Origin of the sequence: Paraburkholderia ginsengiterrae, assembly GCF_001645125.1 — a bacterium.
GTDB lineage: Bacteria > Pseudomonadota > Gammaproteobacteria > Burkholderiales > Burkholderiaceae > Paraburkholderia > Paraburkholderia ginsengiterrae.
The window spans coordinates 128,447-146,874 of the sequence record NZ_LXKA01000065.1; the positions used below are offsets into that span (position 1 = coordinate 128,447).

Below are 18,428 nucleotides of genomic sequence, written 5' to 3' on the forward strand. Positions count from 1 at the left end.
ATGATTCAGGTGCCGTTATCGTATCACCTAGCCTTGCAATGCCGCTGACGGCGCCACTATAGCGCTGCGGCATATGGCCGCCGATGAATGCCCGCTGCCGCGTTCCGTCACCACAAACAAAAAAGCCAGGCTTGGCGCCTGGCTTTCTTTTAATGCTTAAAAGCTTACTCAGCTTCTTGCACTTCGACTTCTTCAACTTCCGGACGGTCGAGCAGTTCGACCAGTGCCATCGGAGCGTTGTCGCCGACGCGGAAGCCGAACTTCAGGACGCGCAGGTAGCCGCCCGGACGGGTGGCGTAGCGCGGGCCCAGAACTTCGAACAGCTTCGTGACCGAATCACGATCGCGCAGGCGGTTGAACGCCAGACGGCGGTTTGCCAGCGACGGCTTCTTGCCGAGCGTGATCAGCGGCTCAACAACTTTACGGAGTTCTTTTGCTTTCGGCAGCGTGGTCTTGATGACTTCGTGCTCGATCAGCGAGTTGGACATATTACGGAGCATTGCCAGACGGTGGCTGCTCGTGCGGTTCAGTTTCCGCAGACCATGACGGTGACGCATGTTAATTCCTTCGATTCAAAGTTTTGGTCCAGCTCTTCTATCGCGCTCGATCTACCCAAAGGGCAGTGAGGGCACGGGCCGGTAGTGAAAAAAGCCAAGACGCGGATTTTAAAGGAAAATCCGCGTCTTTGCCAGTGCAGCGACGGGTTCTGACCCGGGATGACTTATCGACTTACTTGTCCAAACCTGCCGGCGGCCAGTTTTCGAGCTTCATGCCGAGCGTCAAACCACGCGACGCCAGTACTTCCTTGATTTCGTTCAGCGACTTGCGGCCGAGATTCGGCGTCTTGAGCAGCTCGTTTTCCGTGCGCTGAATCAGGTCGCCGATGTAGTAAATGTTCTCAGCCTTCAGGCAGTTCGCGGAACGAACCGTCAGTTCGAGATCATCAACCGGACGCAGCAGGATCGGATCGATCTGCGGTGCGCGCGACGGCGCTTCAGCCGTTGCTTCGGTGCCTTCCAGTGCAGCGAAGACCGACAGTTGGTCGACCAGAATGCGCGCCGATTGACGGATCGCTTCTTCCGGCGAGATCACACCGTTGGTTTCGATGTTCATCACGAGCTTGTCGAGGTCGGTACGCTGTTCGACACGCGCGCTCTCAACAGCGTAGCTCACGCGACGAACCGGCGAGAACGACGCATCCAGCACGATACGACCGATGATCTTGGCCGACTCTTCGCCATAACGACGCACGTTGCCCGGCACATAGCCACGGCCCTTCTCGATCTTGATCTGCACGTCGAGCTTGCCGCCCTTCGACAGGTGCGCAATCACGTGATCCGGGTTGATCACTTCGCAATCGTGCGCAAGTTCGATGTCGCCAGCCGTGACAACGCCTTCGCCTTCCTTGCGCAGCGTAACCGTCACTTCGTCACGGTTATGCAGCTTGAACACCACGCCCTTCAGGTTCAACAACAGGTTGACCACGTCTTCCTGCACGCCGTCGAGCGTCGAATACTCATGCACGACCCCTGCGATCGTCACTTCGGTCGGCGCATAGCCCACCATCGACGACAACAGCACGCGCCGGAGCGCGTTACCCAAGGTGTGGCCATAACCGCGTTCAAACGGTTCCATGACCACTTTCGCATGGCTCTCACCAAGCGATTCAACTGCGATGATCTTGGGCTTCAACAAACTGGTTTGCATAGGTTTTCCTTTTCAATACCCTCGGCTCGTTACACCGATAAGGCTGACCGGTGACAACCTGAAAATAAACAGCCGAGACGCCCCCTTGCACAACGCAATTGGGGTGCCCCGGCCGTTAATCCGATTACCGCGAGTACAATTCGACGATCAGGCTCTCGTTGATGTCGCCAGCGATGTCGCTGCGTTCCGGCTTCTGCTTGAACGTGCCTTCGAACTTCTTCGAATCGACAGCGACCCAGCTCGGCATACCGCCTTGCTCAGCCAGCGACAGCGCTTCGAGAATACGCGCTTGCTTCTTCGACTGTTCGCGCACGGCAACCACGTCGCCTGCCTTCACTTGCATCGACGGGATGTTCGACACGACGCCGTTCACCGCGATCGCCTTGTGGCTGACCAGCTGACGTGCTTCTGCGCGCGTCGAGCCGAAGCCCATGCGATACACGACGTTGTCCAGACGCGACTCGAGCAATTGCAGCAGGTTTTCACCCGTGTTGCCCTTCAGGCGGTCGGCTTCAGCGAAGTAACGACGGAATTGACGCTCGAGAACGCCGTAGATGCGCTTCACTTTTTGCTTTTCGCGCAGCTGCGTGCCGTAGTCGGACGTGCGCGCACCCGAAGTGCGGCCGTGCTGGCCAGGCTTGCTGTCAAGCTTGCACTTGTCAGCGAGCGAACGACGGGAGCTCTTCAGGAAGAGGTCAGTGCCTTCACGGCGGGACAGCTTGGCCTTCGGGCCGATATAACGTGCCACGTTGATTCCTTCGATGATTAATCACGCAAGTGCATGCACTCGCGCTAGTCCGAACCCTTTGGGTCGAACGGTGGGCTTAGTCAATTCAATAGCGCACGCAGCCTGCAGCCGCGCAGGGCGGCAACAGGCGCGAGCAATACTAGCGTCTTAGATACGACGACGCTTCGGCGGACGGCAGCCGTTATGCGGGACCGGGGTCACGTCGGAGATCGCGGTGATCTTGATGCCAAGACCATGCAACGCGCGCACCGCCGACTCACGGCCAGGACCGGGGCCCTTGATCCGCACTTCGAGGTTCTTCACGCCGTATTCCATCGCCACGCGGCCAGCCGATTCGGCTGCCACCTGGGCCGCAAACGGGGTCGACTTACGCGAACCCTTGAAGCCCTGACCACCCGACGTTGCCCAAGCAAGTGCATTGCCTTGGCGATCGGTGATCGTGATGATGGTGTTGTTGAACGACGCGTGAACGTGAACCACGCCCTCGGCGACGTTCTTCTTGACCTTCTTGCGAACGCGTTGCGCCGCGGAGTTGTTCGAAGCCTTAGCCATTACGTTTTCCTGTAACTGTCAGTTCCGCTTACTTCTTCAGCGATTGCGCTGCACGACGCGGACCCTTGCGCGTACGGGCATTCGTACGCGTACGTTGGCCGCGCAGGGGCAAGCCCTTACGATGCCGAACGCCACGGTAGCAGCCGAGATCCATCAGGCGCTTGATGTTCATCGTCGTTTCACGGCGAAGATCGCCTTCAACGATGAACTTGCCGACTTCTTCACGCAGCTTTTCGAGGTCTGCGTCGTTCAGGTCTTTGACCTTCTTCGAAAATGCCACACCAGCAGCGACGCAAATGTCGCGCGAGCGCGTGCGGCCGATACCGTAAATAGCCGTCAGGCCGATTTCGGTATGCTGGTGATTCGGGATGTTAACCCCTGCGATACGAGCCATTGTTTTTCCTCAAACAAAAAGCGCAAGCAAAAGCGCGGCGTTCAGCCTTGACGCTGTTTGTGGCGCGGATCAGAGCTGCAAATCACGCGCACAACGCCTTTGCGCTTGATGATCTTGCAATTGCGGCAAATGCGCTTAACCGATGCCATCACTTTCATGATATTACCCTTTTTTCAAATCACTTCGCCCGGAACACGATCCGCGCACGCGACAGATCGTAAGGCGTCAATTCAACCGTCACCTTGTCGCCCGGCAAGATTCGGATGTAATGCATCCGCATCTTGCCGGATATGTGTCCCAATACGACATGGCCGTTTTCCAGCTTCACCCTGAAGGTAGCGTTAGGCAGGTTTTCGATGACTTCACCCTGCATCTGGATAACATCGTCTTTGGCCATAAGTCCTTTCAACGCATCGGGACGCCGCCGCCTTTGAAATTAGCTTTCTTCAGCAGCGATTCATACTGTTGCGACATAACGTACGACTGCACCTGCGCCATGAAGTCCATTGTGACGACGACAATGATCAGCAGCGACGTTCCACCAAAATAAAACGGCACGTTCCAGCGCAGCACCAGAAATTCGGGCAGCAGACAAACAAACACGATGTAGATCGCACCAGCCAGCGTCAAACGCGTCAGGATGCGGTCGATGTATCGCGCCGTTTGATCGCCCGGGCGGATGCCTGGGACGAAAGCGCCACTCTTTTTCAGGTTGTCGGCCGTCTCTCTGCTGTTGAACACCAACGCGGTGTAGAAGAAACAGAAGAAGACGATCGCCAACGCGTACAGCAACACGTACACCGGTTGGCCAGGCTTGAGGGCTTCGGCCACATTGTGCAACGTGTCTGCGAACCAGCTGTTACGCGACCCCGAACTAAACCAGTTCAGGATAGTTGCCGGGAAGAGAATGATCGACGATGCGAAGATCGGCGGAATCACGCCCGACATGTTCAACTTCAGCGGCAGATGCGAAGACTGTCCGCCGTAAATCTTGTTACCGACTTGCCGCTTGGCGTAGTTCACAAGAATCTTGCGCTGGCCGCGTTCGATGAACACCACCAGATACGTCACAGCAGCAATCAGCGCGACGACGATAATCGCCGAGATCGGGCTCATCGAACCGGTTTGCACCAGCGAAACAAGGCCACCAATCGCATTCGGGAAACCCGCTGCGATCCCGCCGAAAATAATGATCGAGATACCGTTGCCAAGCCCGCGTTCCGTGATCTGCTCACCCAGCCACATCAGGAACATCGTGCCGGTCACCAGCGTCACGACCGTCGTCAACCGAAAAACCATCCCCGGATCGATCACCAAGCCCGGCTGATTTTCCAGCGCAACGGCAATGCCGAATGCCTGGAACGTCGCCAGCAGGACCGTAAAGATACGCGTGTACTGCGTAATCTTCCGCTGACCCGCCTGCCCTTCCTTTTTCAACGCTTCGAGTTGCGGCGAAACAATTGCCAGCAACTGCATGATGATCGACGCCGAAATATACGGCATGATCCCCAGCGCAAAAATCGTGAACCGCGAAAGTGCGCCACCCGAGAACATGTTGAACATGCCTAGGATGCCGCCCGACTGGCTTTGGAACAACTTAGCCAGCTGGTCCGGGTCAATACCCGGCACCGGAATGTGCGCGCCGATACGGTAGACGATCAGCGCCAGCAGCAGGAACACTGCCCGCCGACGCAGATCGCCGAACTTCGCCGCGCTGCGACCGGGTTTTGCGAGACTCGGGCTGTTAGCCAAGTACCTTCTCCGATGCAAATGCTAGTGACGGCAAATAACTTGCACGTTACTCGGCAAAAGAGCCGCCGGCTGCTTCAATAGCAGCGCGCGCACCCTTCGTCGCACCCAGACCCTTCACAACGACCTTGCGCTTAAGCTCGCCCGTCGCGATGATCTTGGCGCTCTTGATCAGCTCGCCGACCAGGCCGGCTTGCTTCAGAGCCAGCAGATCGATTTCGTCGACCGGCAGCTTTTCCAGATCCGAGAGACGCACTTCACCGACGAATTCCTTCGTCAGCGAGGTGAAGCCGCGCTTCGGCAGGCGACGTTGCAGCGGCATTTGACCGCCTTCGAAGCCAACCTTGTGAAAGCCGCCCGAACGCGACTTTTGACCCTTGTGACCACGGCCAGCGGTCTTGCCGAGGCCGGAGCCGATGCCGCGACCAACGCGACGCTTTGCGTGCTTCGCGCCTTCAGCCGGCTTCAGGTTATTCAATTCCATTATCAACTCCTTGAGTCCTGGTCAGCCGCTTAGCTGATGACCTTAACGAGGTACGAAACCTTGTTGATCATGCCGCGCACAGCCGGCGTGTCCTGCAACTCGCTAACCGAGTTGAGTCGGCGCAGGCCCAGGCCACGCACCGTTGCACGGTGCGTTTCACGGGTGCCGATCAGGCTCTTGACGAGCTGGACCTTGACAGTTTTATCAGACATGGTGTCCACCTTAGCCCAGAATATCTTCGACGGACTTGCCGCGCTTCGCCGCGATGTCGCCCGGCGTGGACTGCTTGCGCAGGCCGTCGAGCGTTGCACGAACGAGGTTGTACGGGTTCGTCGAGCCGTGGCTCTTGGCCACAACGTTCTGCACGCCCATCACGTCGAACACTGCGCGCATCGGACCGCCAGCGATCACACCGGTACCGTCCTTGGCCGGAGCCAGGAGGACCATCGATGCGCCGTGCTTACCGTGCACTTCGTGCTGCAGGGTACCGTTCTTCAGCGGCACCTTGAACATGTTGCGGCGAGCCTGTTCCATCGCCTTCTGAACAGCGACCGGCACTTCCTTCGCCTTGCCCTTGCCCATACCGACGCGGCCATCACCATCGCCAACCACGGTCAGTGCGGCGAAGCCGAGAATCCGGCCACCCTTCACGACCTTGGTCACGCGGTTGACCGAAATCATTTTTTCACGAAGGCCGTCGTCGCGTTCGTCAGCCTGAACTTTCGCTTGCATCTTTGCCATGACGAATTCTTCCCTTAGAACTTGAGTCCGGCTTCGCGCGCCGCATCAGCCAGCGCTTTCACGCGGCCGTGGTAACGGAAACCCGAACGGTCGAAGGCGACGGATTCGATGCCGGCAGCCTTAGCCTTTTCTGCAATGCGCTTACCGATCAGCGTCGCGGCAGCGACGTTGCCGCCCTTGCCCGTCTGATCAGCCAGTTGCGCACGCACTTCGGCCTCGAGCGTCGACGCGCTGGCGAGCACCTTGGTGCCGCACGGCGAGAACACTTGCGCATAGATGTGCGTGTTCGTGCGATGCACGGCGAGACGCGCGACCTGCAGCTCAGCGATCTTGATACGCGTCTGACGAGCGCGGCGCAGGCGAGATTGAGTCTTATCCATGATTGCGCACCCTTACTTCTTCTTCGTTTCTTTGAGGATCACGACCTCGTTGGCGTAGCGCACACCCTTGCCCTTGTAGGGCTCCGGCGGGCGATAGCCGCGCACTTCTGCAGCGACCTGGCCAACTTTCTGCTTGTCGATCCCCTTGATCACGATTTCGGTTTGCGACGGGGTTTCAGCCTTCACGCCTTCCGGCATCTGGTGCACCACGGGGTGCGAGAAACCCAGCGACAGATTCAGCTTGTCGCCTTGCGCCTGTGCGCGGTAACCGACGCCAACCAGCGTCAGCTTGCGCTCGAAACCCTTCGTCACGCCGTTCACCATGTTCGCAACCAGTGCGCGCATCGTGCCCGACATCGCATTCGCTTCGCGGCTTTCGTCAGCCGGCTCGAACTTCAGCGTGCCGTTGTCGTTCACCACCTTCACGAGGCTGTTAGCAGCCTGCGAAATCGTACCCAGCGGGCCCTTGACGGTAATGCGTTCGTCGCTCAGGGCCACTTCTGCGCCTTGCAGCGCGATCGGGCTTTTACCTACTCGAGACATGTTTCTCTCCTTTCGGCCTTAAGCGACGTAGCAGATGACTTCGCCGCCAACGCCCGTTGCACGTGCCTTGCGGTCCGTCATCACGCCCTTCGGCGTCGACACGATTGCCACGCCGAGGCCATTCATGACCACGGGGATGTCGTTACGGCCGCGATACACACGCAGACCAGGCTTCGAAACGCGTTCAATGCGCTCGATAACCGGACGGCCAGCGTAGTATTTCAACACGATGTTCAATTCCGACTTCGCACCTTCGGACTTCACTGCGAAATCGTCGATATAACCTTCGTCCTTCAGGACCTGCGCAATCGCAACCTTGACTTTCGACGAGGGCATAGTCACCGAAACTTTCTCAACCATCTGCGCATTGCGGATGCGAGTCAGCATATCGGCGATAGGATCACTCATGCTCATTTATGTTTCTCCTATTACCAGCTCGCCTTGGTCAGGCCAGGGATCTCGCCGCGGAACGCGATTTCACGAATCTTGTTACGCGCCAGCCCGAATTTACGGAACGTACCGCGCGGACGACCGGTAATTGCGCAACGGTTGCGCTTACGGGTCGGGTTAGAGTTGCGCGGCAGTTGTTGCAGTTCGAGACGTGCTGCGTAATGCTCCTCGTCCGACTTGCTCATATCGCTAATGATCGCCTTCAACTCTGCACGCTTGGGAGCGTACTTAGCAGCGAGGCGAGCACGCTTCTTTTCACGTTCGATCAGTGCCAGTTTAGCCACGGTAACCTCAGTTTCTGAACGGGAACTTGAAGCTGGCGAGCAGAGCCTTTGCTTCGTCGTCGGTCTTCGCAGTCGTAGTGATGCTGATGTTCAGCCCACGGAGCGCGTCGATCTTGTCGTAGTCGATTTCGGGGAAAATGATCTGCTCTTTCACACCGATGTTGTAGTTGCCGCGACCATCGAACGCACGACCCGACACGCCACGGAAGTCGCGCACGCGGGGGAGCGCAACCGTCACGAAACGGTCCAGAAATTCGTACATTGCCTGACCACGCAACGTGACCATTGCACCGATCGGATAGCCTTGACGGATCTTGAAGCCAGCGATTGCCTTGCGTGCCTTCGTGATCACCGGCTTCTGGCCTGCGATCTTCGTCAGGTCGCCAACGGCGTTTTCGATGATCTTCTTGTCAGCAACCGCTTCGCCAAGACCCATGTTCAGGGTGATCTTGGTGATGCGCGGCACTTCCATCACGGACTTGTAACCGAACTTCTCGATGAGGCCGGGTACAACCTTCTCTTTGTAAAACTCTTGCAAACGAGCCATTTTTATACTCCGCAGCGTCAGGCGCTCAGCTCGGCACCGGTCGTCTTAAGGAAACGAACCTTCTTGTCCCCTTCGACCTTGATGCCAACACGCGATGCCTTGCCATTCGCGTCGACCAATGCGACGTTCGAAATTTGCAGCGGCATCGTCTTGGCTTCCACACCGCCCGTCGTACCCTTCATCGGGTTCGGCTTGACATGCTTCTTGACGAGGTTGATACCCTCGACAATCACTTTGCCTTCGCCAACGGACAGCACGACGCCGCGCTTGCCTTTATCTTTGCCGGTGATGACGATAACTTCGTCACCCTTGCGAATCTTGTTCATCGCGACTCCTTACAGCACTTCAGGTGCCAACGAAACGATCTTCATGAATCGTTCGCTGCGCAACTCGCGCGTGACAGGCCCGAAAATACGGGTGCCAATAGGTTCGAGCTTGGCATTCAACAACACTGCGGCATTGCCATCGAACTTGATCAGCGAGCCGTCCTGACGGCGCACACCCTTGGCGGTGCGAACCACCACGGCGTTATAAATTTCGCCTTTCTTTACGCGCCCGCGCGGCGTTGCTTCTTTGACGGTCACCTTGATGATGTCGCCAATGCTGGCATAACGACGCTTCGAGCCGCCGAGCACCTTGATGCACATGACTTCACGCGCACCCGTGTTGTCGGCCACTTCAAGCCGAGTTTCGGTCTGGATCATGGTTTATCTTTCCCAACTTAATCCGGTCACACCACCATGGCGTACCCGGTCAGTCTTGGTCCCGTCAGCCAATCGGCTGCTTGGGTATGAACAGCAGCGACGGCAAACGAAACCCGCCATCGCAATCCGGTGAATCCTTCGGAACAGACTGGCGCCTGAACCGCTTCCCCCACCAACTTCGCCCGCGACGGGGCTCCCATAAAAGAGGGAAGACCGAGATTATAACAAATAATCTCGGTCTTGCAAGCGAAACTTACTGCGATTTCAATTACTTCTACAACTTTGCGGCGTCAGATGACGCGAGCAGCCTCGACCAGGCGAGCCACAACCCAAGCTTTCGTCTTCGAAATCGGACGCGTTTCCTGGATTTCAACGAGGTCGCCCTCGTTGTACGTGTTCGCATCGTCGTGCGCGTGGTACTTCTTCGAACGCACAACGTACTTGCCGTAGATCGGGTGCTTCACGCGGTGCTCAACCAGCACGGTGACCGTCTTGTCCATCTTGTTGCTGACGACCTTGCCGACCAGCGTCCGCTTGAGCGAGGTTTTTACGCTATCGTTCATTTCTGGTTCGCCTTCTCAGTCAGGACGGTCCGCACACGTGCGATGTCGCGACGGACTTTCTTCAGCTGGCTCGTGTTCGTGAGCTGCTGGGTCGCGAGTTGCATGCGCAGGCCGAATTGCGCCTTCAACAGGTCCGACAGCTCCTTGTTGAGCGCGGCCTGATCTTTCTGGTGAAGTTCGGAAGCCTTCATCATTTGCTCCTTAGGCGCCGAGCTGACGCACGATAAACGTCGTCTTGAGCGGCAGCTTCGCTGCAGCCAGACGGAACGCTTCGCGTGCCAGCTCTTCGGTTACGCCGTCCATTTCGTACAGCATCTTGCCCGGTTGAATCTCTGCGACGTAGTACTCAGGGTTACCCTTACCGTTACCCATCCGTACTTCAGCCGGCTTATGCGAAATCGGCTTGTCCGGGAAAATGCGGATCCAGATGCGGCCACCACGCTTGATGTGACGCGTCATTGCACGACGTGCCGCTTCAATCTGGCGCGCGGTCAAGCGACCACGACCGATAGCCTTCAGGCCGAACTCACCGAACGACACCGCGTTGCCGCGGGTAGCGATACCGGTGTTACGACCCTTCTGCTCTTTGCGATACTTTCTGCGTTTCGGTTGCAGCATCGTTATTCTCCAGTCTTCCCGTCGCCGCCGGCACCGCCAGCACGACGAGGAGCGCCACGGCGTGCACCTGCCGGGCCACCACCTTCACCATCGCGACGCGGACGGCGATCGCCACCCGGACGTGCGTTGCGGCGCGGACGCTTTTCTTCGGCGACTTCTTCAACCACCGGTGCGTCGTTGCGGCCAAGCGTGTCGCCCTTGTAGACCCACACCTTCACGCCGATGATGCCGTACGTCGTCTTTGCTTCCGACGTTGCGTAGTCGATATCGGCACGCAGCGTATGAAGGGGTACGCGACCTTCGCGATACCATTCCGTACGAGCGATTTCGATACCGTTCAGGCGGCCAGCGCTCATGATCTTGATGCCTTGAGCACCCAGACGCATGGCGTTTTGCATCGCACGCTTCATCGCGCGGCGGAACATGATCCGGCGCTCGAGCTGTTGCGTGATCGAATCGGCGATCAGTTGCGCATCCGTTTCCGGCTTGCGGATTTCTTCGATGTTGACGTGAACCGGAACGCCCATGCGCTTTTGCAGCTCGGACTTCAGCAGTTCGATGTCTTCACCCTTCTTGCCGATCACGACACCCGGACGCGAGCTGAAAATCGTGATGCGGGCGTTCTTTGCAGGACGCTCGATCACAACGCGGCCGACGGACGCGTTCTTCAGCTTCTTCTTCAGGTATTCACGAACACCGATGTCTTCCTGCAACATCGCCGCGAAATTGTTGTTGTTCGCGTACCAACGCGAAGCCCAATTGCGGCTGACGGCCAAACGGAAGCCAGTCGGATGAATTTTCTGTCCCATCGTATGACCCCTTAATTCCCGACCGTCACAGTGATGTGACAGGATTGCTTCTCGATACGGTTACCGCGGCCTTTAGCGCGCGCAGTAAAACGCTTGAGCGATGCAGCCTTGTCGATGTAGATGCTCGTGATCTTGAGCTCATCGATATCGGCGCCTTCGTTATGCTCCGCATTCGCGATCGCCGACAGCACGACCTTTTTCACGATTCCCGCAGCCTTCTTCGGCGAGAACGTCAGAACGTTCAACGCCTTGTCGACCGGCAAACCGCGGATCTGGTCAGCCACAAGGCGCGTTTTCTGCGCCGAGATGCGGGCACCGCGATGAATTGCTTTGACTTCCATCATGAGCCCCTTATTTCTTAGCCTTCTTGTCGGCTGCATGACCCTTGAACGTACGGGTCAGTGCGAACTCGCCAAGCTTGTGGCCGACCATGTTTTCCGAGATGTACACCGGAACGTGTTGACGGCCGTTGTGAACGGCGATCGTCAGACCGATGAAATCCGGGAGGATTGTCGAGCGACGCGACCAGGTTTTGATCGGCTTCTTATCCCGCGAAGCTGCTGCCGCCTCAACTTTCTTCAGCAAATGGGCGTCGCAGAACGGACCTTTTTTTACAGAACGTGCCATTGCCTACTCCTTAACGCTTGTGACGGCGCTGGACGATCATGCTCGTCGTGCGCTTGTTGCTGCGGGTGCGATAACCCTTAGCAGGCGTGCCCCACGGGCTCACCGGATCGCGACCTGCAGCCGTCTTGCCTTCACCACCACCGTGCGGGTGATCGACCGGGTTCATTGCAACGCCACGCACCGTCGGGCGGATGCCGCGCCAGCGGTTCGCACCAGCCTTACCGATTTGACGGAGGCTATGCTCTTCGTTGCCAACTTCACCAATCGTCGCGCGGCACTCAACGTGAACGCGGCGGATTTCACCCGAGCGCAGGCGGACCTGTGCGTAGATGCCTTCACGAGCCAGCAGCATCGCCGACGTACCAGCCGAACGCGCCATTTGCGCGCCCTTGCCCGGCAGCATTTCGATGCAGTGAATCGTCGTACCGACCGGAATGTTGCGGATCGGCAGTGCGTTACCTGCGCGGATCGGCGCTTCCGAACCCGACATCAGCTGCTGACCGACGGTGACACCCTTCGGAGCAATGATGTAACGGCGTTCGCCGTCTGCGTACAGAACCAGCGCGATGTTCGCGCTACGGTTCGGGTCGTACTCGAGACGCTCGACCTTCGCTGCGATGCCGTCCTTGTTGCGACGGAAATCGACGACACGGTAATGATGCTTGTGACCACCGCCCTTATGACGCGTGGTGATGTGGCCGTTGTTGTTACGGCCGGCGGTCGAGGATTGCGAATCGACGAGCGGTGCGAACGGCTTGCCCTTATGCAGATCCTTGTTGACCACCTTGACCATCGCACGGCGACCCGGCGAAGTCGGCTTAACTTTAACGATTGCCATAATTACTTGGCCTCCGCTTCAAAGTTGATTTCCTGGCCGGGCTTCAGGCAGACGTACGCTTTCTTCACGTCTTTGCGCTTGCCCATGAAGCGGCCAAAGCGCTTGGCTTTGCCCTTCGAGACCAGCACGTTGACGGAATTGACTTCCACCTTGAACAGCAGCTCGACTGCAGCTTTCACTTCCTGCTTCGTGGCATCGGGCGCGACTTCGAACACAACCTGTTCGTTCTTGTCGGCCACCAGCGTCGCCTTTTCGGAGATCACCGGCGCGAGCAGGACCTGCATCAAACGATGATCGTTCTTGCGAATCTCGCTCATGACAGCAACTCCTCGATCTGGGCGACCGCAGCCTTCGTGATCAGGACCTTCTTGAAGTAGATCAGCGACAGCGGGTCGGCGTAACGCGGCTCGACAACCGCCACGTGGGCGAGGTTGCGTGACGCGAGGTACAGGTTTTCGTCAACCGTGTCGGTAATCACCAGCACGGAGTCGAGACCCATCGCCTTGAATTTTTCGGCCAACAGCTTCGTCTTCGGCGCTTCGAGCGTCAGCTCGTCGACCACCGAGATGCGGCCTTCGCGGGCCAGCTGCGAGAAGATCGAGCAGAGACCTGCGCGATGCATCTTCTTGTTGACCTTGTGCGAAAAGTTTTCTTCCGGCGAATTCGGGAAGAGCCGGCCACCGCCGCGCCACAGCGGGCTCGACGACATACCGGCACGGGCGCGGCCCGTACCCTTCTGGCGCCACGGCTTCTTGGTCGTGTGCTTGACTTGCTCACGGTCCTTCTGCGCGCGGTTGCCGCTACGGGCATTCGCTTGATACGCCACCACGACCTGGTGAATCAGGGCTTCGTTGTAATCGCGACCGAACACTACGTCCGACGCGCTAACGCCTGCACCTTCCTGACCATTGGCATTCAGGAGCTTAAGTTCCATTATTTCGCTCCTTTCACGGCACGCGTCTTCACGGCCGGCGTAACGAATACCTTGCCACCCTTCGCACCCGGAACGGCGCCCTTGACCAGCAACAGCTTGCGGTCAGCGTCGATACGAGCGATTTCGAGGTTTTGCACCGTTACCGTTTCGTCACCCATGTGACCGGTCATGCGCTTACCCGGGAAAACACGACCCGGATCCTGCGCCATACCGATCGAGCCCGGCACGTTGTGCGAGCGCGAGTTACCGTGCGATGCACGGCCGGATGCGAAGTTGTAACGCTTGATGGTACCGGCGTAGCCCTTACCGATCGACACGCCTTGCACGTCGACCTTCTGGCCTACTTCGAACAGGTCGGGACCGACCACGGCGCCGTTCGACAACTCGGCAACCTTGGCAGCATCGATCTGGAATTCTTTGAGGATTTCACCGGCTTGAACACCGGCTTTGGCGAGATGACCGGCCAACGGCTTCGTCACGCGCGATGCACGGCGCGTACCGAATGCAACCTGCACGGCGGTGTAGCCGTCGGTTTCAACAGTCTTGATCTGCGTCACGCGGTTGTCGGACACGTCCAGCACGGTAACGGGAATCGAATCCCCTTCTGCCGTGAAGATACGGGTCATGCCAACCTTGCGACCTACGAGTCCAAGGCTCATCGTTTTCTCCATTCCCGACTGCGATTGGTCGGGGCTAATTTACAAAATGCCGGTGCCGTTTCGGGCATGAATGCATGCTGCAGCACACCGGCTTTTTTGCGCAAATGCGCGAAAAGCCTTGCATTATAGCGAGGCTTTTCGTTTTTCGCAAGCAATCAAAGACTTAGCGTTGCCCTGCACACCGGACAACCTCTGAAAGCCTTATTGCAGCTTGATTTCCACGTCCACGCCAGCCGGCAGGTCCAGCTTCATCAGTGCGTCAACAGTCTTGTCCGTCGGATCGACGATGTCCATCAGACGTTGGTGCGTACGGATTTCGAGCTGATCGCGCGACGTCTTGTTGACGTGCGGCGAACGCAGGATGTCGAAACGTTGAATGCGGGTCGGCAGGGGCACCGGACCACGAACGATTGCGCCAGTCCGCTTTGCCGTGTCGACGATTTCAGCAGCCGATTGATCGATCAGGCGATAGTCGAAAGCCTTCAGGCGAATACGGATTTTCTGGTTCTGCATGACAATTCCTTGGAAAAGAGCGAGGCGGCGTTGCGCCACCAGACAATAAAAGAACGTAGAGCCGGACGCCCGCTGGGGGCTAGCGCCCGGCTCCGGGCACCACTTACAGCAAATACGTCAATCCGCGATTTTACTCGAGAATCTTGGCAACCACACCTGCGCCGACCGTACGGCCTCCTTCGCGGATTGCGAAGCGCAGACCTTCTTCCATCGCGATCGGGTTGATCAGCTTCACCGTGATCGACACGTTGTCGCCCGGCATGACCATTTCCTTGTCCTTCGGCAACTCGATCGAGCCCGTCACGTCCGTCGTACGGAAGTAGAACTGCGGACGGTAGTTGTTGAAGAACGGCGTGTGACGGCCACCTTCGTCCTTGCTCAGCACGTACACTTCAGCCGTGAAGTGCGTGTGCGGGTTGATCGAACCCGGCTTCGCCAGAACCTGGCCACGCTCCACGTCTTCACGCTTCGTGCCGCGCAGCAGGATACCCACGTTGTCGCCTGCCTGACCCTGGTCGAGCAGCTTGCGGAACATTTCCACGCCCGTGCAGGTCGTCTTCACCGTCGGCTTGATACCGACGATTTCGATTTCCTCGCCGACCTTCACGACGCCGCGCTCAACGCGACCCGTCACCACCGTGCCGCGACCCGAGATCGAGAACACGTCTTCCACCGGCATCAGGAATGCGCCGTCAACTGCGCGCTCCGGCGTCGGGATGTACGTGTCCAGCGCGTCGGCCAGGTTCATGATCGCCACTTCGCCCAGCTCGCCCTTGTCGCCTTCCAGCGCCAGTTTGGCCGAGCCCTTGATGATCGGCGTGTCGTCGCCCGGGAAGTCGTACTTCGACAGAAGTTCGCGAACTTCCATCTCGACCAGCTCCAGCAGCTCAGCGTCGTCCACCATGTCGCACTTGTTCAGGAACACGATGATGTACGGAACGCCAACCTGGCGCGCCAGCAGGATGTGCTCACGCGTTTGCGGCATCGGGCCGTCGGCGGCCGAGCACACCAGGATTGCGCCGTCCATCTGCGCTGCGCCCGTGATCATGTTCTTCACATAGTCAGCGTGGCCCGGGCAGTCAACGTGTGCGTAGTGGCGGTTAGCCGTTTCGTACTCGACGTGTGCCGTGTTGATCGTAATGCCACGTGCCTTCTCTTCCGGCGCCGCGTCGATCTGGTCGTATGCCTTCGCTTCGCCGCCAAACTTCTGCGTCAGAACCGTCGTGATCGCTGCCGTCAGCGTGGTCTTGCCGTGGTCAACGTGACCGATCGTGCCGACGTTCACGTGCGGCTTGGTCCGTTCGAATTTACCTTTAGCCATGTTTCTCTTCTTTCAAAAAGTTAATCGTTGAATGACTTGCCGCGCGATTACTTCGACTTGGCGTTGATGATCGCTTCCGACACGTTACGCGGTGCTTCGGAGTAGTGCTTGAACTCCATCGTGTACGTTGCACGACCCTGGCTCAGCGAACGCAGCGAGGTCGAGTAGCCGAACATTTCCGACAACGGGACTTCGGCGCGAACAATCTTGCCGCCGCCAATCATGTCTTCCATGCCCTGAACAATACCGCGACGGCCCGACAGGTCGCCCATCACGTTGCCCATGTAGTCTTCCGGCGTTTCGACTTCGACGGCCATCATCGGTTCGAGGATAACCGGCTGCGCCTTGCGCATTGCTTCCTTGAACGCCATCGAGCCGGCCATGCGGAACGCATTTTCGTTCGAGTCAACGTCGTGGTACGAACCGAACGTCAGGTGAACCTTGACGTCGACGACCGGGAAGCCTGCCAGCACGCCTGCCTTCAGCGTTTCCTGAATACCCTTGTCGACCGCCGGGATGTATTCACGCGGAATCACACCACCCTTGATCTCGTCCAGGAACTCGTAGCCCTTGCCCTGCTCATTCGGCTCGAGCGTGATGACCGCGTGACCGTACTGGCCGCGACCACCCGACTGCTTGACGAACTTGCCGTCAACGTCTTCCGCCTTGCCGCGAATCGTTTCGCGGTAAGCAACCTGCGGCTTGCCGACCGTTGCTTCCACGCCGAATTCACGCTTCATACGGTCAACCAGAATTTCGAGGTGGAGCTCGCCCATGCCCGAAATAATGGTCTGGCCCGACTCTTCGTCCGTTTGAACGCGGAACGACGGATCTTCCTGTGCCAGGCGGTTCAGCGCCAGGCCCATCTTTTCCTGGTCTGGCTTCGTCTTCGGCTCAACAGCCTGCGAAATCACCGGTTCCGGGAAAATCATGCGCTCGAGCACGATCGGGTGTTGCGGATCGCACAGCGTGTCGCCAGTCGTCGCTTCTTTCAAGCCAACTGCTGCGGCGATGTCGCCCGCGCGCACTTCCTTGATTTCTTCGCGCTGGTTCGCGTGCATCTGCAGAATACGACCCAGACGCTCCTTCTTGTCCTTCGTCGCATTCAGCACAGTGTCACCCGAGTTCACGACACCCGAATACACACGGAAGAAGATCAGCTGACCGACGAACGGGTCGGTCATGATCTTGAATGCCAGCGACGAGAACTTTTCGTCGTCCGACGCACGGCGCTCACCCTTCTCGCCGTTTTCGAGTTCGCCCGTAACCGGCGGAATGTCGATCGGCGACGGCAGGAAGTCCAGAACGGCGTCGAGCATACGCTGCACGCCCTTGTTCTTGAACGCGGTGCCGCACAGCATCGGCTGGATTTCGCAAGCGATCGTACGGTCGCGCAGGCCCTTGATGATTTCCGCTTCGGAGAGCTCGCCCTCTTCCAGGTACTTGTTCATCAGCTCTTCGCTCGACTCAGCAGCCGCTTCGATCATCTTCTCGCGCCACTCATTGCACGAGTCGACGAGTTCCGCCGGGATTTCTTCGTACGAGAACTTGGTGCCTTGGGACGCGTCGTCCCAAATGATCGCCTTCATCTTCATCAGATCGACGACGCCCGTGAAGTTTTCTTCCGCGCCGATAGGCACCACGACCGGAACCGGGTTCGCCTTCAGACGCAGCTTCAGCTGGTCGTACACCTTGAAGAAGTTCGCGCCGGTACGGTCCATCTTGTTGATGAACGCGAGGCGGGGAACCTTGTACTTGTTAGCTTGACGCCACACGGTTTCCGACTGGGGCTGAACGCCGCCCACTGCGCAATAAACCATGCACGCGCCGTCGAGGACGCGCATCGAGCGCTCGACTTCAATCGTGAAGTCGACGTGGCCCGGAGTGTCGATGATGTTGATGCGGTGCTCAGCGCGGTCGCCGGCCATGCCTTTCCAGAACGCCGTGGTAGCAGCCGACGTGATCGTGATGCCGCGTTCCTGCTCCTGCTCCATCCAGTCCATGGTGGCAGCGCCGTCGTGAACTTCACCAATCTTGTGGTTCACGCCCGTGTAGAACAGGATGCGCTCGGTCGTCGTCGTTTTGCCGGCGTCGATGTGAGCGCTAATACCGATGTTACGGTAGCGCTCGATAGGTGTCTTGCGAGCCACTTTGATCCTCTATTGGGATGACGCGATGCGAGAAATACCCATCGCGCTGTAACACAAACGGGCGAGGCGCTTTGTAAGCGCACCCGCCCGGAATTTCTTTCCGTTTTTCCGCT

General features: G+C 58.2%; 31 protein-coding genes. All 31 read right to left on the minus strand.

Going from position 1 to position 18,428, the window contains the following annotated elements; all coding sequences use genetic code 11:
• Window positions 1-164: 164 nt before the first annotated feature.
• Complete coding sequence (rplQ, locus tag A6V37_RS04995; protein ID WP_006052227.1) at window positions 165-557, minus strand: 50S ribosomal protein L17; 393 nt, start codon at window positions 555-557, stop codon at window positions 165-167.
• A 172-nt stretch (window positions 558-729) separates the two neighbouring features.
• Window positions 730-1,707, minus strand: a complete 978-nt coding sequence (locus A6V37_RS05000) for a DNA-directed RNA polymerase subunit alpha (RefSeq protein ID WP_064267471.1) — start codon at window positions 1,705-1,707, stop codon at window positions 730-732.
• A gap of 124 nt (window positions 1,708-1,831) precedes the next feature.
• Entirely contained in the window at window positions 1,832-2,455 is a 624-nt protein-coding gene (gene rpsD / locus A6V37_RS05005) for a 30S ribosomal protein S4 (RefSeq protein ID WP_064267470.1), read from the minus strand.
• A gap of 147 nt (window positions 2,456-2,602) precedes the next feature.
• Window positions 2,603-3,007: a 30S ribosomal protein S11 gene (gene rpsK, locus A6V37_RS05010; RefSeq protein ID WP_006052224.1), complete on the minus strand. Its 405-nt coding sequence runs from the start codon at window positions 3,005-3,007 to the stop codon at window positions 2,603-2,605.
• Window positions 3,008-3,035: 28 nt separating this feature from the next.
• Window positions 3,036-3,401 (minus strand): 30S ribosomal protein S13, encoded by a 366-nt coding sequence (gene rpsM, locus A6V37_RS05015; protein ID WP_006052223.1) that lies wholly within the window; start codon window positions 3,399-3,401, stop codon window positions 3,036-3,038.
• Window positions 3,402-3,442: 41 nt separating this feature from the next.
• The gene (gene rpmJ, locus A6V37_RS05020; RefSeq protein WP_004199844.1) at window positions 3,443-3,559 is read right to left on the minus strand and encodes a 50S ribosomal protein L36; all 117 of its coding nucleotides are present in this window, start codon (window positions 3,557-3,559) and stop codon (window positions 3,443-3,445) included.
• A 20-nt stretch (window positions 3,560-3,579) separates the two neighbouring features.
• Window positions 3,580-3,798 carry a translation initiation factor IF-1 gene (gene infA, locus A6V37_RS05025; RefSeq protein ID WP_004521905.1) on the minus strand — a complete coding sequence of 73 codons (219 nt, stop codon included), beginning with the start codon at window positions 3,796-3,798 and terminating at the stop codon, window positions 3,580-3,582.
• 8 nt (window positions 3,799-3,806) lie between these two features.
• Window positions 3,807-5,153, minus strand: coding sequence for a preprotein translocase subunit SecY (secY, locus tag A6V37_RS05030; RefSeq protein WP_064267469.1), 1,347 nt, complete (start codon window positions 5,151-5,153; stop codon window positions 3,807-3,809).
• A gap of 46 nt (window positions 5,154-5,199) precedes the next feature.
• Window positions 5,200-5,634 (minus strand): 50S ribosomal protein L15, encoded by a 435-nt coding sequence (gene rplO / locus A6V37_RS05035; protein ID WP_011490050.1) that lies wholly within the window; start codon window positions 5,632-5,634, stop codon window positions 5,200-5,202.
• 29 nt (window positions 5,635-5,663) lie between these two features.
• On the minus strand, window positions 5,664-5,846 hold the full coding sequence (rpmD, locus tag A6V37_RS05040) for a 50S ribosomal protein L30 (protein WP_007180126.1): 183 nt from the start codon (window positions 5,844-5,846) through the stop codon (window positions 5,664-5,666).
• Window positions 5,847-5,856: 10 nt separating this feature from the next.
• Window positions 5,857-6,375, minus strand: coding sequence for a 30S ribosomal protein S5 (gene rpsE / locus A6V37_RS05045; RefSeq protein ID WP_006052219.1), 519 nt, complete (start codon window positions 6,373-6,375; stop codon window positions 5,857-5,859).
• A gap of 14 nt (window positions 6,376-6,389) precedes the next feature.
• On the minus strand, window positions 6,390-6,755 hold the full coding sequence (rplR, locus tag A6V37_RS05050) for a 50S ribosomal protein L18 (protein ID WP_006052218.1): 366 nt from the start codon (window positions 6,753-6,755) through the stop codon (window positions 6,390-6,392).
• Between the two features lie 12 nt (window positions 6,756-6,767).
• Window positions 6,768-7,298 (minus strand): 50S ribosomal protein L6, encoded by a 531-nt coding sequence (gene rplF, locus A6V37_RS05055; protein WP_064267468.1) that lies wholly within the window; start codon window positions 7,296-7,298, stop codon window positions 6,768-6,770.
• 18 nt (window positions 7,299-7,316) lie between these two features.
• Window positions 7,317-7,712 carry a 30S ribosomal protein S8 gene (rpsH, locus tag A6V37_RS05060; protein WP_006052216.1) on the minus strand — a complete coding sequence of 132 codons (396 nt, stop codon included), beginning with the start codon at window positions 7,710-7,712 and terminating at the stop codon, window positions 7,317-7,319.
• A gap of 14 nt (window positions 7,713-7,726) precedes the next feature.
• Window positions 7,727-8,032: a 30S ribosomal protein S14 gene (rpsN, locus tag A6V37_RS05065; protein ID WP_013340737.1), complete on the minus strand. Its 306-nt coding sequence runs from the start codon at window positions 8,030-8,032 to the stop codon at window positions 7,727-7,729.
• A gap of 7 nt (window positions 8,033-8,039) precedes the next feature.
• Window positions 8,040-8,579 carry a 50S ribosomal protein L5 gene (gene rplE, locus A6V37_RS05070; RefSeq protein ID WP_006052214.1) on the minus strand — a complete coding sequence of 180 codons (540 nt, stop codon included), beginning with the start codon at window positions 8,577-8,579 and terminating at the stop codon, window positions 8,040-8,042.
• A gap of 17 nt (window positions 8,580-8,596) precedes the next feature.
• A complete protein-coding gene (gene rplX / locus A6V37_RS05075) occupies window positions 8,597-8,905 on the minus strand; it encodes a 50S ribosomal protein L24 (protein ID WP_006052213.1) in 309 nt (102 codons plus the stop codon).
• Window positions 8,906-8,914: 9 nt separating this feature from the next.
• A complete protein-coding gene (gene rplN / locus A6V37_RS05080) occupies window positions 8,915-9,283 on the minus strand; it encodes a 50S ribosomal protein L14 (RefSeq protein WP_006052212.1) in 369 nt (122 codons plus the stop codon).
• A gap of 290 nt (window positions 9,284-9,573) precedes the next feature.
• On the minus strand, window positions 9,574-9,846 hold the full coding sequence (rpsQ, locus tag A6V37_RS05085; RefSeq protein ID WP_007180129.1) for a 30S ribosomal protein S17: 273 nt from the start codon (window positions 9,844-9,846) through the stop codon (window positions 9,574-9,576).
• Window positions 9,843-10,037 (minus strand): 50S ribosomal protein L29, encoded by a 195-nt coding sequence (gene rpmC / locus A6V37_RS05090; RefSeq protein WP_007180130.1) that lies wholly within the window; start codon window positions 10,035-10,037, stop codon window positions 9,843-9,845. The genes rpsQ and rpmC overlap by 4 nt, the downstream gene beginning before the upstream one ends.
• Before the next feature lie 10 nt (window positions 10,038-10,047).
• Window positions 10,048-10,464: a 50S ribosomal protein L16 gene (gene rplP, locus A6V37_RS05095; RefSeq protein WP_007180131.1), complete on the minus strand. Its 417-nt coding sequence runs from the start codon at window positions 10,462-10,464 to the stop codon at window positions 10,048-10,050.
• A gap of 2 nt (window positions 10,465-10,466) precedes the next feature.
• Window positions 10,467-11,273: a 30S ribosomal protein S3 gene (gene rpsC / locus A6V37_RS05100; protein ID WP_012434570.1), complete on the minus strand. Its 807-nt coding sequence runs from the start codon at window positions 11,271-11,273 to the stop codon at window positions 10,467-10,469.
• 11 nt (window positions 11,274-11,284) lie between these two features.
• Complete coding sequence (gene rplV / locus A6V37_RS05105) at window positions 11,285-11,617, minus strand: 50S ribosomal protein L22 (protein WP_007180133.1); 333 nt, start codon at window positions 11,615-11,617, stop codon at window positions 11,285-11,287.
• A 7-nt stretch (window positions 11,618-11,624) separates the two neighbouring features.
• Complete coding sequence (rpsS, locus tag A6V37_RS05110) at window positions 11,625-11,900, minus strand: 30S ribosomal protein S19 (RefSeq protein WP_004199273.1); 276 nt, start codon at window positions 11,898-11,900, stop codon at window positions 11,625-11,627.
• Window positions 11,901-11,910: 10 nt separating this feature from the next.
• Entirely contained in the window at window positions 11,911-12,738 is an 828-nt protein-coding gene (gene rplB, locus A6V37_RS05115) for a 50S ribosomal protein L2 (RefSeq protein ID WP_064267467.1), read from the minus strand.
• A 2-nt stretch (window positions 12,739-12,740) separates the two neighbouring features.
• Window positions 12,741-13,055 (minus strand): 50S ribosomal protein L23, encoded by a 315-nt coding sequence (gene rplW / locus A6V37_RS05120; protein WP_007180135.1) that lies wholly within the window; start codon window positions 13,053-13,055, stop codon window positions 12,741-12,743.
• Entirely contained in the window at window positions 13,052-13,672 is a 621-nt protein-coding gene (gene rplD / locus A6V37_RS05125) for a 50S ribosomal protein L4 (RefSeq protein ID WP_064285825.1), read from the minus strand. Before rplD ends, rplW begins: the two co-directional genes overlap by 4 nt.
• Window positions 13,672-14,331, minus strand: a complete 660-nt coding sequence (gene rplC / locus A6V37_RS05130; protein WP_064267466.1) for a 50S ribosomal protein L3 — start codon at window positions 14,329-14,331, stop codon at window positions 13,672-13,674. Before rplC ends, rplD begins: the two co-directional genes overlap by 1 nt.
• A gap of 201 nt (window positions 14,332-14,532) precedes the next feature.
• Window positions 14,533-14,844, minus strand: coding sequence for a 30S ribosomal protein S10 (gene rpsJ / locus A6V37_RS05135; protein WP_006998489.1), 312 nt, complete (start codon window positions 14,842-14,844; stop codon window positions 14,533-14,535).
• 130 nt (window positions 14,845-14,974) lie between these two features.
• Window positions 14,975-16,165, minus strand: a complete 1,191-nt coding sequence (gene tuf, locus A6V37_RS05140) for an elongation factor Tu (protein ID WP_012434572.1) — start codon at window positions 16,163-16,165, stop codon at window positions 14,975-14,977.
• A 47-nt stretch (window positions 16,166-16,212) separates the two neighbouring features.
• Entirely contained in the window at window positions 16,213-18,315 is a 2,103-nt protein-coding gene (gene fusA, locus A6V37_RS05145; RefSeq protein ID WP_064271313.1) for an elongation factor G, read from the minus strand.
• Between the last annotated feature and the right edge of the window lie 113 nt (window positions 18,316-18,428).